At 72.5% G+C, this 15,425-nt stretch carries 8 protein-coding genes; 4 read left to right on the forward strand and 4 right to left on the reverse strand.

Annotation, left to right across the window (positions count from 1 at the left end):
- Positions 1–6: 6 nt before the first annotated feature.
- The 4 genes from ACFYVJ_RS28180 to ACFYVJ_RS28195 form a co-directional block, all read right to left on the reverse strand.
- Positions 7–1,605: an acyl-CoA carboxylase subunit beta gene (locus ACFYVJ_RS28180; RefSeq protein ID WP_388897087.1), complete on the reverse strand. Its 1,599-nt coding sequence runs from the start codon at positions 1,603–1,605 to the stop codon at positions 7–9.
- Positions 1,602–3,320, reverse strand: coding sequence for an acyclic terpene utilization AtuA family protein (locus ACFYVJ_RS28185; protein WP_388897090.1), 1,719 nt, complete (start codon positions 3,318–3,320; stop codon positions 1,602–1,604). Before ACFYVJ_RS28185 ends, ACFYVJ_RS28180 begins: the two co-directional genes overlap by 4 nt.
- Positions 3,317–4,156 carry a TIGR03084 family metal-binding protein gene (locus tag ACFYVJ_RS28190; RefSeq protein WP_388897092.1) on the reverse strand — a complete coding sequence of 280 codons (840 nt, stop codon included), beginning with the start codon at positions 4,154–4,156 and terminating at the stop codon, positions 3,317–3,319. Before ACFYVJ_RS28190 ends, ACFYVJ_RS28185 begins: the two co-directional genes overlap by 4 nt.
- Positions 4,157–4,244: 88 nt before the next feature.
- On the reverse strand, positions 4,245–7,277 hold the full coding sequence (locus ACFYVJ_RS28195) for an FAD-binding and (Fe-S)-binding domain-containing protein (protein ID WP_388897095.1): 3,033 nt from the start codon (positions 7,275–7,277) through the stop codon (positions 4,245–4,247).
- A gap of 221 nt (positions 7,278–7,498) precedes the next feature.
- Between ACFYVJ_RS28195 and ACFYVJ_RS28200 the strand changes: the two genes are divergently transcribed.
- The 4 genes from ACFYVJ_RS28200 (at position 7,499) to ACFYVJ_RS28215 (ending at position 15,421) form a co-directional block, all read left to right on the forward strand.
- Entirely contained in the window at positions 7,499–8,893 is a 1,395-nt protein-coding gene (locus ACFYVJ_RS28200) for an endo-1,4-beta-xylanase (RefSeq protein ID WP_388897098.1), read from the forward strand.
- A gap of 182 nt (positions 8,894–9,075) precedes the next feature.
- Positions 9,076–9,735: a hypothetical protein gene (locus ACFYVJ_RS28205; RefSeq protein ID WP_388897101.1), complete on the forward strand. Its 660-nt coding sequence runs from the start codon at positions 9,076–9,078 to the stop codon at positions 9,733–9,735.
- 47 nt (positions 9,736–9,782) lie between these two features.
- Entirely contained in the window at positions 9,783–10,805 is a 1,023-nt protein-coding gene (locus tag ACFYVJ_RS28210; RefSeq protein WP_388897104.1) for a hypothetical protein, read from the forward strand.
- Between the two features lie 38 nt (positions 10,806–10,843).
- Positions 10,844–15,421: a putative adhesin gene (locus ACFYVJ_RS28215; RefSeq protein ID WP_388897107.1), complete on the forward strand. Its 4,578-nt coding sequence runs from the start codon at positions 10,844–10,846 to the stop codon at positions 15,419–15,421.
- The last annotated feature ends 4 nt before the right edge of the window (positions 15,422–15,425 follow it).

The following is a 15,425-nucleotide window of genomic DNA, read 5'->3' on the forward strand; positions in this document are numbered from 1 at the left end:
GCGCGGTCACAGCCGGAACACCCCGTACCCGTCGTGCACCCCCGCGTACGGCGCCGTGTGGATCGCCGACAGGCAGATCCCCAGCACCGTCCGGGTGTCCCGCGGGTCGATGACCCCGTCGTCGTACAGCCGCCCCGACAGGAACACCGGCAGCGACTCCGCCTCGATCTGCTGCTCCACCATCGCCCGCAGCGCCGCGTCGCCCTCCTCGTCGTACGGCATCCCCTTCGCCTCCGCCGACGCCCGCGCCACGATCGACAGCACGCCCGCGAGCTGCTGCGGACCCATGACCGCCGACTTGGCGCTCGGCCAGGCGAAGAGGAACCGGGGGTCGTACGCGCGGCCGCACATGCCGTAGTGGCCGGCGCCGTAACTGGCGCCCATGAGGACCGACAGGTGCGGGACGCGGGAGTTGGAGACCGCGTTGATCATCTGGGCGCCGTGCTTGATGATGCCGCCCTGCTCGTAGTCCTTGCCGACCATGTAGCCGGTGGTGTTGTGGAGGAAGACCAGCGGGATGTCGCGCTGGTTGGCGAGCTGGATGAACTGCGCGGCCTTCTGCGACTCCTCGCTGAAAAGCACCCCGCGCGCGTTGGCGAGGATCCCGACGGGGTAGCCGTGCAGCCGCGCCCAGCCGGTGGCCAGGCTCGTCCCGTACAGCGGCTTGAACTCGTCGAAGTCGGAGCCGTCCACGATCCGCGCGATCACCTCGCGCGGGTCGAAGGGGATCTTCAGGTCACCCGGCACGATGCCCAGCAGCTCGTCCTCCGGGTACGCGGGCGGGGCGGCCGGCGGCGGGTCGGGGTGGGCCTTGCGCCAGGCGAGGCGGGCGACGACGCGGCGGGCGGTGTGCAGGGCGTCCGGCTCGTCGACGGCGAAGTAGTCGGCGAGCCCCGAGGTACGTGCGTGCATGTCGGCGCCGCCCAGCGACTCGTCGTCGCTCTCCTCGCCGGTGGCCATCTTCACCAGCGGCGGGCCGCCGAGGAACACCTTCGCGCGCTCCTTGACCATGATCACGTGGTCGCTCATGCCCGGCACGTACGCCCCGCCCGCCGTCGAGTTGCCGAAGACGACGGCGACGGTGGGGATGCCGGCCGCGGACGAGCGGGTGAGGAACTTGAAGAGCGCACCGCCCGGAATGAAGATCTCCTTCTGCGACGGCAGGTCGGCGCCGCCGGACTCCACGAGGTGGATCGACGGCAGCCGGTTGGCCATGCTGATCTCGTGGGCGCGGAACGCCTTCTTCAGCGTCCAGGGGTTGGACGCACCGCCGCGTACGGTCGGGTCGTTGGCCGTGATCAGGCACTCCACGCCGGAGACGACGCCGATGCCGGTGACGAGCGAGGCGCCCACCGCATAGTCGGAACCCCAGCCGGCCAGCGGGCTCAGCTCCAGGAACGGGGTGTCCGGGTCGAGCAGCAGCTCGACCCGTTCGCGTACGAGCAGCTTGCCGCGGGCGCGGTGCCGGGCGGTGTACTTCTCGCCGCCGCCCGCCACCGCCTTGGCGTGCTCGTCGCCGAGCGCGGCGAGCTTGTCGAGCATCGCGGCGCGGTGGGCGGCGTAGTCGGGGCCCGCGGTGTCCAGCGACGAGGCCAGCACGGTCACAGCAGCTCCTCGGGGATGTCGGCGTGCCGGGTGCGCAGCCACTCGCCGAGCGCCTTGGCCTGCGGGTCGAAGCGGGCCTGGGAGGCGACGCCTTCGCCGAGGAGTCCGTCGACGGTGAAGTTGAGCGCGCGGAGGTGCGGCAGGACGTGCCGTACGACGGGGAAGGGGGCGGTCTCCGGGAGGAGTGCGCGGAAGCGCTCGACGGTGAGGGTGTGCGCCAGCCACGGCCAGGCGGCGCCGGACCGGGCCCAGACGCCGAGGTTGGCGCTGCCGCCCTTGTCGCCGCTGCGCGCGCCGGCCACGGTGCCCAGCGGCGCGCGGCGGGTCGGTCCCGGCGGCGGGGGCGGCGGCAGGGGCGGTTCCGGTACGGGCTCCAGCGCCCGGGTGCGCGGCGGCGGGGCGACGGGGACGCGGGTGCCGTCGGGGAGCACGGCGGTGTGGGGGACGCCGGCGGCCGGGACGTACGCGGCCTCGAAGACGCCGTACGGCTGCGCCCTGCCGGGCGGGGCGGTGACGTGGAAGCCGGGGATGCTGGCGAGGGCCAGCTCGACGGCGGCGCCGGTGACGGCGCGGCCGACGGCGGCCTCGTCGGGGTCCCGGACGGCGAGGCGGAGCAGGGCGGACGCCTCCTCCTGCACGCCGGCGTCGGGGCGGTCGGTGCGGGCGAGGGTCCAGCGGACGTCGGCGACGCCCGTGAGGACGGGCGCCATCTGGTCGCGTACGAGGGCGGCCTTGGCGTCGATGTCGAGGCCGGTGAGGACGAAGACGACCTCGTTGCGGTGGCCGCCGAGGCGGGAGAGGCCGACCTTGACGTCGGGTGGCGGCGGCTCGCCGCGTACGCCGGTGATGCGGACGCGGTCGGGCCCGTCCTGGGCGAGGCGTACGGAGTCGAGGCGGGCGGTGACGTCGGGTCCTGCGTAGCGGGGTCCTGCGGTCTCGTAGAGGAGCTGGGCGGTGACGGTCCCGACGGTGACGGCGCCGCCGGTGCCGGGGTGCTTGGTGATGACGGCGCTGCCGTCGGGCTCGATCTCGGCGAGGGGGAAGCCGGGGTGGCGGACGTCGTGTTCGGTGAAGAAGGCGTAGTTGCCGCCGGTGGCCTGGGTGCCGCACTCCAGCACGTGGCCGGCGACGACGGCGCCGGCGAGGGCGTGCAGGGCGGGGTCGGCGGCGGCGGGGTCGTCGGCGGCGGCGGAGTCGGCGGCGGCCGGGGTCCAGCCGTAGTGGGCCTGGGCGGCGCCCGTGACCAGCGCGGCGTCGGTGACGCGGCCGGTGACGACGACGTCGGCGCCCGCGCGCAGGCAGGCGGCGATGCCGGCGCCGCCGAGGTAGGCGTGGGCGGCGAGGGCGCCGGGCCAGGTGCCGCGGGCGGTGAGGTCGTCGCCCTCGACGTGCGCGACGCGGGCGGGCACGCCGACGCGCTCGGCCAGCTCGCGGACGGCGGCGGCGAGTCCGGCGGGGTTGAGGCCGCCGGCGTTGACGACGAGCGCGACGCCGCGCTCCCGGGCGAGGCCGAGGCCGTCTTCGAGCTGGCGGAGGAAGGTCTTGGCGTAGCCCGCGCCGGGGTCCTTGAGGCGGTCGCGGGCGAGGATGAGCATGGTCAGCTCGGCGAGGTAGTCGCCGGTGAGGACGTCGAGTTCGCCGCCGGTGAGCATCTCGCGGACGGCGGCGAAGCGGTCGCCGTAGAAGCCGGAGGCATTGCCGATACGGAGCGTCACGGGCGCTCCCCGGGAGCGGCGCCGCCGCGGGCCGCGCCGTCCGGCGCCGGGTCCCGGCCCGCGCCCGGCGGGCCCGCGAACGCCTGGGCGATGCCCAGCCAGCGCTCCGCCTCCGCACCCTCGGCGACGAGCGCGGTGCCGGTGCGGTGCACGCGCTGGGTGGCCAGCAGGCAGAAGTCGAGCGCGGGCCCGGTGACGCGCTCGGCGGCGTCCTCGGGACCGTACGCCCACACCTCCCCGCCCTCGCCGGGCGCGGTCAGCTCGACACGGAACTCCTCCGCGGGCGGCGCGAGCCGGTGCACGGCGTACGCGAAGTCCCGTGTCCGCACCCCGATACGGGCCACGTGCCGCAGCCGGGCGGTGGGCGCACGCCGTACGCCCAGCGCGTCGGCGACGTCCTGCCCGTGCGCCCAGGTCTCCATCAACCGCCCCGAGGCGACGCCCCCGACGCTCATCGGCGGCCCGAACCACGGCATCCGCACCCCCGCGGGCTGCGCCAGCAGCACCCGCCGCAACTCCTCGCGTCCCTGCCGCCATTCGTCCAGCAGCACCTCCGGCGGCTGCGCGGCGCCCCGCTCGGCACCCTCGTCGACGAAGCCGAACGGCGCCTCCGCGGCGTGCGTCAGCATCCCCCGGAACTCGTCGGGATCGCGGGCCGCGGCGAGCGCGGCGCGATCGGTCCACGCGAGGTGGGCGATCTGATGTGCGACGGTCCACCCGGCGGCGGGGGTGCCGAGCGCCCACCGCCCGGGCGGCAGCCCGGCGACGAGGGCGTCCAACTCGGCGCTCTCGTCGCACAGGTCGTCGATCAGGGTGATGATCTCCGGGCCCGCCATGCTGCGCTCCCCTCGTGACTACTGCGCAGTAGGGTGGCAGCGGACCGGAAAACAAGCAAGCGTGCTTGCCGGATTCGGCCGGTGTGCGTCAGCCCCGCCCGCGCTGCTCGCCCTCCTCCGGCAGGCCCTCCGCGAGGAGTTCGGCCAGGTGGCGGGCGCGGACGCCGGCGAGCTGGGCGAGCTGGGTGCGGCAGGAGTAGCCGTCCGCCACGACCGCGGCGTCCGCCGGGGCGTTGCGTACGGCCGGGAGGAGCTGGTCCTCGGCGCAGGCGGCGGAGACCTCGTAGTGGCCGCGCTCGAAGCCGAAGTTGCCCGCCAGGCCGCAGCATCCCGAGGCGAGTCGCCCCTCCAGGCCCGCCTTCGCCATCAGGCGGCGCTCGGCGGCGTCGCCGAGGACGGCGTGCTGGTGGCAGTGGGTCTGGCCGGTGACCGGGCGGTCGAGGCGGGGCGGGGTCCAGTCGGGGGCGGCGGTTTCGAGGGCTTCCGCGAGGGTGCGGACGCGGGCGGCGAGGCGCGGGGCGCGTTCGTCGTCGGGCAGCAGCTCCACGAGGTCGGTCTTGAGCGCGGCGGCGCAGGGCGGTTCGAGTACGACGAGGGGCAGTCCCGCCGCGCCCGCCTCGCCGCCGCCGTCCGCCGGCTCCAGCGCGTCCAGCGTGCGCCGCATCGCCTCGCGGGCCAGGTCCAGTTGGCCCGTGGAGACATACGTCAGCCCGCAGCACACCTTCCCCGCCTCCCGCGGCAGCCCCACCCGCAGCCCCGCCGCCCGCAGCACCCGGACCGCCGCCGTACCCGCCTCCGGCGACAGGTAGTTCGTGAACGTGTCCGGCCACAGCAGCACGTCCGGATCCGCGTCGGCGCCCCGCCGCAGCGACCGCGTCAGCGGCACCCGCGCGATCGGCGGGATGGCCCGCTCCCCCGCGAGCCCCGCCGCCCGCTTCGCGACCGCCGCCAGCGGACCCACCGCGGCCAGCGCGTTCGCCACGCCCGCGGCCCGCAGCGCCGCCGTCAGCCGCAGCCACTGCGGCAGCCGCCCCATCGCGTAGTGCGCCATCGGCCGCCGCCGCCCGGCGTAGTGGTGGTGCAGGAACTCGGCCTTGTACGTGGCCATGTCGACGTCCACCGGGCAGTCGCTGCGGCACCCCTTGCACGACAGGCACAGGTCGAGCGCCTCGCGCACCTCCTCCGAGCGCCAGCCGTCGGTGATGACCTCTCCCGCCAGCATCTCGTGCAGCAGTCGCGCGCGCCCGCGCGTGGAGTGCCGTTCCTCGCCCGTGGCCCGGTACGACGGGCACATCACCCCCGGGCTCCCCGCCGGGTTGCGGCACTTGGCGACCCCCACGCACCGCCGTACCGCCGCCGCGAAGTCGCCCCCTTCGGGACCGTCGTGCGGATACCCGAACGCCACCGGCACGGGAGTGCGCGGCAGCGGCGCGAAGCGCAGATCGGCGTCGAGCGGGGCGGGGCGGGCGATGACGCCGGGGTTGAGGGCGCCGTCGGGGTCCCAGAGGTCCTTGAAGCCGCCGAAGAGGCCGACGAGTTCGTCCCCGTACATCGCGGGCAGCAGCTCGGACCGCGCCCGCCCGTCGCCGTGCTCCCCGGACAGCGAACCGCCGTGCGCGACGACGAGGTCCGCCAGCTCCCCCGAGAACTCCCGGAAGCGGCCGATGCCGGGCGCGGTCAGCAGGTCGAAGTCGATCCGGACGTGGATGCAGCCGTCGCCGAAGTGCCCGTACGGCAGCCCGCGCAGCCGGTGCGCGGCGAGCAGCGCGCGGAACTCGCGCAGATACGCGCCGAGCCGCGCGGGCGGCACCGCGCAGTCCTCCCAGCCGGGCCACGCCTCGCTGCCGTCGGGCATGCGGGTAGCGGTGCCGGAGGCGTCCTCGCGGATACGCCACAGGGCGCGCTGCGCCGCCGGGTCGGCGACGACGGTGTGGTCGACGGCGTCGGCGGCGCGGCACACCTCCTCGGCGGCGGCCCGCGCGGCGGCGGGCGTCTCGCCGCCGGTCTCGACGAACAGCCAGGCGCCGCCGCGGGGCAGCGCGTGCGCGTCGGGCACGAGGTCGGCGGCCATGCCCTCGACGGTCAGCGGCCGCAGCGGCAGCAGCCCGGCGGCGGCTTCCGCGGCGGCGGACTCGTCGGCGTAGCCGAGGACGGCCAGGGCGCGGGCGGGGGGTGCCTCGACGAGTCGGACGGTGGCCTCGGTGAGGACGGCGAGGGTGCCTTCGCTGCCGGTGAAGGCGCGGGCGAGGTCGCCGCCGCGCTCGGGGAGGAGGGCGTCGAGGGCGTAGCCGGAGATACGGCGGGGGAGGTCGGGCCAGCCGGGGAGGTCGCGGGGGTGGGGGGCGGGGGCGCCGGCTCCGTCGCGTACGCCACCCGCATGCCCGACTGCGGCGCCACCCGTGTGCGCGTCCGCGGCGCCGCCCGGACGGCCGTCTGCGGCGCCGCCCGGATGGCCGGTGGCACGCCCCACCGCGCGCCCGCCTGTCCGCAGCGTCGCCAGATGCCCCTCGACGAACTCCCGCAGCCCCGGCAGCACCCCCAGGTCCCGCTCCAGCCGCACCGCCCGCCCGCGGTACGTCACCACGTCCAGCGCCCGTACGTTGTCCGCCGTCGTGCCCCACGCGACGCTGTGCGAGCCGCAGGAGTTGTTGCCGACCATCCCGCCGATCGTGCACCGGCTGTGCGTCGACGGATCGGGCCCGAACGTCAGCCCGTGCGGCGCCGCCGCGCCGCGCAGCCGGTCGAGCACGAGCCCGGGCTGCACGACGGCGGTGCGCGCCCCGGGGTCGAGGCCGACGAGCCGGTTCAGGTGCCGGGTGAAGTCGAGGACGACGCCGGCGCCCACGGCGTTGCCCGCGATGGACGTACCGCCGCCGCGGGCGACGACGGGGGCGGCGTACTCCCGGCACACGGCGAGCGCGGCGGCGACGTCGTCGGCGTCGCGGGGGGCGACGACGCCGAGGGGGACGCTCCGGTAGTTGGAGGCGTCCATGGTGACCAGGGCCCGGTCCCGGGTCCCGAACCCCACCTCGCCGCGGACGGCGTCCCGCAGCCGGCGCTCCAGCGCCACGACATCCACCCCGGCGTCCGTACCCGCGTCCGCGCCCGTCTCCGTATCCATGGCCCCAGCGTGCCGGACACCCCCACCCCGCCGCGCGTATTGACGTGCCCCACTCGCGCCTCTAACGTCCGACCCCAGAAAGATTCGAAACCAGTCCCGAATGTTTCGATCCGGATGTTTCGATCCCGATGTCCGGTCCCAGCCCCACCACCCGCACGCACGGATCCGGCGCCACCCACTCCACCACCGCCCGCGCCCGTCCGCGGGGGAAGAAGGGGAACATGCGAAGACTCCGCAGCAGGCCCAGGGCCCTGCTGGCCGCGCTCGCCGGCGCCCTCTGCCTCTACGGCCTCGGCACCGCCGCCCCCGCGCAGGGGGCGGCCCCCGCCGAGGCCGGCCCGCCCGCGGCGGCCGCCGCCACCCTCGACCAGCTCGCGCAGGCGCACGGCAAGTTCATCGGCTCCGCCGCCGCGACGTCGCACTTCTCCGACACCCAGTACACCGGGATCCTGGGCAGCGAGTTCGGCCAGGTCACGGCGGAGAACGAGATGAAGTGGGACACCGTGCAGCCGTCCCGCGGCCAGTTCAACTACGCCCCGGGCGACCGGGTCGTCGACTTCGCGCAGCAGAACGGCCAGTCCGTACGCGGCCACACCCTCGTCTGGCACAGCCAGCTCCCCGGCTGGGTCTCGGGGCTGCCGAGCGGTGAGGTCCGTACGGCGATGGAGAACCACGTCACGCAGGTCGCCGGGCACTACGCGGGCGACATCGACGCCTGGGACGTCGTCAACGAGCCGTTCAACGAGGACGGCACGTTCCGCACCAGCCCCTTCTACAACGCCATGGGCCGCGACTTCGTCGCCCACGCGCTGCGCGCCGCGAAGGCGGCGGACCCGGGCGCGAAGCTGTGCATCAACGACTACAACATCGAGGGCGTCAACGCGAAGAGCACCGCGATGTACAACCTCGTCCGCGACCTGAAGGCCCAGGGCGTACCGATCGACTGCGTCGGCATCCAGGGCCACCTGGCGATCCAGTACGGCTTCCCGAGCGACCTGCGGCAGAACATGCAGCGCTTCGCCGACCTGGGCGTCGACGTGGCGATCACGGAGCTGGACGTACGGATGCAACTCCCCGTCAGCGCGCAGAAGGAGGCCACCCAGTCGCAGTACTACACGAACGTCATCGACGCCTGCCTGGCGGTCACCCGCTGCAAGGGCGTCACGGTGTGGGGCTTCCCTGACAAGTACTCCTGGGTCCCCGGCGTCTTCAACGGCGAGGGCTCGGCGACGCTGTGGAACGACAGCTACCAGCCGAAGCAGGCGTACAACGCGGTGGCGGAAGCCCTGGGCGGCGACCCGGGCCCGGGCCCGGGCCCCGGTGACGGCTGCAGCGCGAGCTACGCCGTACCGCAGCAGTGGAACAGCGGCTTCACCGCCGCGGTGACGGTGAGCTGCGACGGCGACTCGCTGTCGGGCTGGTCGGTCACGTGGGACTACGCGGCGGGCCAGCGCGTGACCAACGCCTGGAACGCCACGTGCCAGCAGAGCGGCACGAGGGTCACCTGCACGAACGCCCCCTACAACGGCAGCGTCCCGGACGGCGGCTCGGTCACCTTCGGCTTCAACGGCACCTGGACGGGCACCAACCCCTCCCCCACCCTCACCCTGGGCTGACCCACACCCACCCGCCGGGGCCCACCGCACACACGGGTGGCCCCGGCGGACGGCTGTGTGTACAGGACCCGTGGGGCTCCGGTGAAGCGTCGGCATCAAGCCAACGAACGCGCTGGCGAAACCTCGCGCCCCGCGGATAGCGTCTTCTACCCGTAGTGACCCACTTTCTACAGGGAGTTGACGTGAGACGCCGACACACCCTCCCCACCGCCCTGGCGGCCATGGCCGCCACGAGCCTGCTGCTGACGGCATGCGGTTCGGACGACGGGGGCGGGGGCGACGACGAGAAGATCAAGGGCGCGGGCGACGCGTCGGCATCGTCCTCCTCGTCCCCGAAGGAGAGCGAGGAGGAGGCCGAACGGCCCGAGATCGGCTTCCCGTCGTACGCGAAGAACGAGTTCGAAGGCCGGGAGACCGGCGACGCGGAGAAGGACGCCGTCCTCGCGGACAACGCCGAGCGGATCAATTCGATCGACGACGCCATCTTCAACGGCGCCACCGACACCGAGGCGCTGAGCTTCTACAGCACGGGCGAAGCCCTGGCCAGTGCCAAGGAATTCATCGATGGCTACGTCGAGGAAAACGAGAAGTGGGCGGGAGTCACCCGGTACTTCGACCGCACGGTGAGCTTCCGGGACGACGGAGCAGCGGTGGTGATCTACTGCTCCGACGAGAGCGGCTCCGTGATCAGCAAGAATCCCGAGACCGCAAAGCTCCCCGACGAGCCGGGCACGGACAGGGCTTTCGTTCTCTACAACACCCGGTTGGAGAAGAACGGAGACGGCGTCTGGCAGACCACGAATGTCATTTCGAAACGGGGGGCAGAACAGTGCACGTCCTGAGCCGGTCAAGGCGATTACCCATCGTCGTTCTCTTAGCCGTCGGCGCGGTGTTACAGGCCCATGGCCCGGCCCTCGCCCAAGGGAACAACGGGCGCGACGACAACAGCAACGAGTCGGACTCCGAGGAGCCAGGCGGCTCCGGCCCCTCCGGGGGAAGCGGCAACGGCAACATCTACGCGCAGGTCGAGATCGTGTGGGACGAGACCCGCAACGGTCCCGGCGGCGACGGCGGGGCCGTGAGCCCCGTGAGCGACTGGGAACCGCCCCCCTGCTGGTACGGCCCGGCCTACCACCCTGGCAAGTTCGAGGAACTGGCCCGGCGCGTTTGGTTCACCATGGTCCACGATCCTGATGGGCGGGACATCGCCTCGGACTTCATGGACAAGTACAGCGGCGGCAAGCCCTATCACGACTTCAACCGTGACAAAGCCGGTGAAGGCTATTGGTGGGATGACTTCTACGACAAGAACCGCGTGAATGACCCGGCGATCTTCGACTGCATGGAGCCGTGGTTCTGGGTGGACACCGGAGACCCCCCGCCCGTCGAGTACGAGAACGCCGTCACCCCCGAGGTCCTGGCCGAACTCGCCTACGACCGGCTCCGCCTCCCCCGCGACGAGGCGACCCTGCGCCCCGCGGCGGCGAACCAGAAGGTCAACCTGCCGACCTGGGTGTGGCTCGACGAGGGCACGTTCCGCCCCGTGTCGGTCAGCGCCTCCATCCCCGAGATCGGCATCGAGGCCACCACCACCGCCCGCCCCGTGGGACTGCACATCGACCCCGGCACGAACGACGCGGAGTTGTACCCCGAGAACGGCGTCTGCCGCATCGACGACGACGGCTCGATCGGCACCCCGTACGCGCCCGGCCGCTCCGAGGAGACACCGCCCTGCGGCCTGACGTACCTCCGCTCCACGGAGAGCACGGGCCCGTACGAGCTGACGGCCACGGTCACCTGGGAGATCAGTTGGACCGGCACGGGCCAGACCGACCCCGTCCGGCTCCCCGACGGCGTCTTCGACGCGACCACCGAGGTCGAGGTCGCGGAGATCCAGACCGTCGTCCGCTAGCTCCGGTCGCGCCCGCACACCGCTGCTGAGGGGGACCCGTGGGTAACCGCCCCACCGACTGGCACGTACTCGACCTCGACGAGGACCCGACGCCGGGGGACCCGGAGCGGGTGAAGCAACTCGCCAGGGAACTTCACGACTTCGCCGACGACGTGGCCGACGCGCTGCGCCAGATCAAGGGCATGGCGAGCGAGGACGCCGTCCTGCGCTGGGCGGGGAAGACCGCGAAGGCGTTCCAGGACGAGTTCGACGAGGTTCCCAAGAACCTCAAGAAGCTGCAGCTCTCGTACGAACTGGCGGGTGACGCGCTCGCCGCGTACTGGCCGAAGCTGGAGCGCGCTCAGTCCTTGGCCGACAAGGCGCTGGCCAGGGGCCGCGAGGCGCGCAACGAGTTGTCGTCCGCGACCGGTCGGCTGGACTCGGCGAACTCCTGGGTCGAACGCGCCACCGCGAAAACCGAGAAGTACGACGAGAAGGAGGGCAAGGAGAAGCCCGACGAGTCGGAGGTGCGGGCCGCGGCCCGCAACGCCACAGACGCCAAGTCCGCGCAGACCAGTGCCCAGACCGCCGTCGACAACGCCGAAGCCGGCCTCGAAGCGGCGAAGAAGATGGCCGCCGACGCGAAGAAGATGCGTGAGGACGCCGCTTCCGACGCGAAGGACAAGCTCGAAGACGCCTCCGACGCCGGGATCCAGAACCGGAAGTGGTGGGAGAAGGCGGTCGACTGGGTCAAGGACAACTGGGACACCATCGTCACCGTCTGCAAAGTCATCGTCGCCGTCCTCGGCATCGTCGTCCTCATCATCGGCGGCCCCCTCGCACTGGTCGTCCTGGCCGCCGCCCTCGTCGTCCTCGCCGACACCCTCATCAAGTACCTGAACGGTGAAGCCTCCTTGTGGGACGTGGCGTTCGCGGCCCTGGACTGCATCCCCGGCATGAAGGGCCTCACCACCCTCGGCGGACTGGCGAAGATGGCCAAGGGCGGCATGAGTGCCATGAGGAGCCTCAAGGCCATGAAGGCCGGGGTGCTGGGTCTGGCCAAGCGCGGGCGCACCGTACTCAATGACGCGGCGCGAGGCGCCCGCGACCGGTTCAAGAGCGTCGTCAACAAGCTCACCGACCCGATCGACCTGGCCACCGGCGAGATGTACCTCCCGCAGACCGACATCGAGTTACCCGGCCTCCTGCCCCTGGCGTTCAACCGCCGGGTCGGCTCGGCGTACCGGTGTGGGTGGTGGTTCGGCCCCACCTGGACCTCCACCGTCGACCAGCGACTCGAAGTCGACGAAAGGGGTGTCGTCTTCATCACCGAAGACGGACGTCTCCTGGCCTATCCCCACCCCTCCGGCCCCGCCGACGCGGTCCTGCCCGACTCGGGTCCCCGCTGGCCCTTGGCTCCGGAGACCGGCGGGTACGCGGTCACCGATCCGTCCACCGGACGCACCCGCCACTTTCGGAACCCGGACAGCGACGGCCTCGCCCTCTTGCACCGGATATCCGACCGCAACGGCCACACGATCACCTTCGCCTACGACGACGACGGCGCGCCGACCGACATCCGCCACTCCGCCGGCTATCACCTCCGGGTGACGACGGCCGACGACCGGGTCACCGCGCTCCATCTCGCCGGTGCCGCCGCCGGCGGCGCCGATGCGGAGATCAAGCGCTTCGGGTACGACGAGGAGGGCAACCTCACCGAGGACTACAACTCCTCTGGCCTCCCGCTGACCTTCACCTACGACGACCGCCTGCGCGTCACCTCCTGGACCGACCGCAACAACCACTCCTACGCCTACACCTACGACCGGCACGACCGCTGCATCGCCGAAGGCGGCGAAGCCGGCCACCTCGCCCTCACCCTCACCTACGGCACCACCGACCCCGCCTGGCCCGACTGCACCCTCACCACTCTCACCGCGGCGGACGGCTCGACCACCCGCTTCGTCATCAACGACAACTCGCAGGTCATCGCCGAGATCAACCCACTCGGCGCCCTCACACGCACCACGTACGACCGCCACCACAACCTCGTCGCCGAGACCGACCCCCTCGGCCACACCACCCGCTACACCTACGACGGCGACCACCGCTGCACCACCGTCACCCGCCCCGACGGGAGCGAGACACACGCGGTCTTCGACCGCCACCCCACCCCCGTCGAACTGATCGGTGCCGACGGCACGGTCTGGCGCCAGACCCTCGACGAGCGCGGCAACCGAGTCTCACTGACGGACCCCGCCGGCCACACCACCCGCTACGCCTATGACGGCGCCGGCCGGCTTGCCTCGGTAACCGATGCCCTGGGCGCGGTGACCGAAGTGGCGTGCAATGCCGCCGGCCTGACCACCCGCATCACCGATCCCACCGGCGGTACCGCCGCCTACGCGTGGGACGACTTCGGCCGCCTGGTCGAAGCCACGGATCCCACCGGCGCCACCACCCGCCTGGAGTGGACCGTCGAAGGCCGGCCCGCCCGCCGGGTCGGGCCCGACGGCGGCGAGCAGCGGTGGACCTACGACGGCGAAGGCAACTGCCTGACCCTCACCAACCCCGCTGGGAACACCACGGGTTTCACCTACACCCACTTCGACCGGATCGCCACCCGCACCGACCCCGACGGCACCACCCACGCCTTCACGCACGACCACCAGTTGCGCCTCACCCAGGTCACCAACCCCCAAGGACTGACCTGGGACTACACCTACGACCCGGCCGGCCGACTCATCGCGGAATCCGACTTCGACAATCGTCACACCGCCTATGAGCACGACGCCGCCGGCGCCCTCATCAGCCGCACCACGCCCCTCGGCGTAACCCTGACCTACCGGCGGGACGCTCTCGGCCGTCTCGCGGAGAAGAACACGGGCGACGCCGTCACCCGCTACTCCTACGACCCGGCCGGCCGCCTCGCGTCTGCCACCGGTCCCGATGGCGAACTCAGCGTGCAACGCGACCTCCTCGGGCAGATCACCGCGGAGACGTGGAACGGGGAGACCGTCGCCTTCGCCTACGACCCGGCCGGCCGCCGCACCCGCCGGACCACCCCGTCGGGCCACGTCAGCACCTACGTCTACGACACCGCGGGCCGCCGCACCCGGCTGACGGCCGGCACCCACGCCGTGGACTTCGCCCACGACGCCGCCGGCCGGGAAACCGCACGCAACATCGGCGCCCTCACCCTCGCCTCGGACTGGGACCCCGCCGGCCGCCTCGCCCGACAGACCCTCACCGCGGGGCCCGCTCCCGTCCAGTCGCGCGCCTACACCTACCGCCCGGACGGCTACCTGCTCGCCCTGGACGACGGGATCACCGGTCGGCAGACCTTCGACCTCGACCCCATCGGCCGCGTCACCCAGGTCACCGCCGCCAACTGGACCGAGACGTACGCCTACGACTCCCTCGGCGCCCAGACCACCGCCGCCTGGCCGGCCGACCAGACCACCGCCGACGCGTCAGGGCAGCGCACCCACACCGGCACCACCCTCACCCGCGCCGGCCGCTACCGCTACCGCTACGACGACGCCGGACGACTGATACGCCGTACGCGGACCCGCATCTCCAAGAAGCCGGAGACCTGGCGGTTCGCCTACGACACCGAGAGCCGCCTCACCCACGTAGCCACGCCGGACGGCACCGAATGGCGTTACGCCTACGACCCTCTCGGCCGCAGACGCAGCAAGACCCGCCTCGTCCCCGGCACCGACGAGCCCGCCGAAAAGATCACCTTCGCCTACGACGGCGCCACTCTCGCCGAACAGACCACCCACACCCCCGACCTGACCAACCCCCTCACCCTCACCTGGGACCACGACGGCCTCGCCCCCGTCTCCCAGACCGAGCGCATCACCGACGCCACCACCCAGGCCGAGATCGACGCACGCTTCTTCGCGATCGTCACGGACCTCGTCGGCGCCCCCCGCGAACTCGTCGCCCCCGACGGCGACATCGCCTGGCGTACGCGCACCACCCTCTACGGCACCACCACGTGGAACCGGGAAGCGACCGCCTACACCCCACTCCGCTTCCCCGGCCAGTACGCCGACCCGGAAACCGGCCTCCACTACAACCTGCACCGCTACTACGACCCCACCACCGCCCACTACACCACCCCGGACCCCCTCGGCCTCGTTGCTGCGCTGAACCCGGTTTCCTATGTGGATAACCCGCTTACCTGGGCCGACCCGCTGGGACTTTCCCCATGTGCGGTAACCAGAGGTGCACCGGACTTCGTGGCCGACGCCGGGGGTGTGACCCAAGACGTACGCAGGCTCGGGCGACCGGACAACGAACTGGTGTTGAGCGGTCACGGCGGAATTCGGTCCGGTGACAATTCAATGGTCACGGTTCCCGACGGAACCAGCATCGCATTCTATTCCAGACACGGCGACAGCATTTCGGACGCGCTCGGAAACAGGATTGAGACCGGAAATCCACCCGCTTTCGAGGTTTTCGGTCCGGGCCAACAGGTTCCGGACTACACTCTCTTCCCGCCCAGCGGCCTCCATATCGAAGGAGTACCCAGAACCCTTACGGTCACCTCGCCAAGGGCACTGTCCGAACTCCTTCAACCCAACAGGGGTACTGTGCACTGGGCGGCATGTAGAGATGTCTTCTGACGGA

The sequence above is a fragment of the Streptomyces sp. NPDC004134 genome, assembly GCF_042874195.1.
Taxonomy (GTDB): Bacteria; Actinomycetota; Actinomycetes; order Streptomycetales; family Streptomycetaceae; genus Streptomyces.

Bases quoted from the DNA above. Each gene is read 5' to 3' on its own strand.
- ACFYVJ_RS28190 (WP_388897092.1), bottom strand. From the start codon at position 4,156: ATGGCGGGCCCGGAGATCATCACCCTGATCGACGACCTGTGCGACGAG.
- ACFYVJ_RS28195 (WP_388897095.1), bottom strand. From the start codon at position 7,277: ATGGATACGGAGACGGGCGCGGACGCGGGTACGGACGCCGGGGTGGAT.
- ACFYVJ_RS28200 (WP_388897098.1), top strand. From the start codon at position 7,499: ATGCGAAGACTCCGCAGCAGGCCCAGGGCCCTGCTGGCCGCGCTCGCC.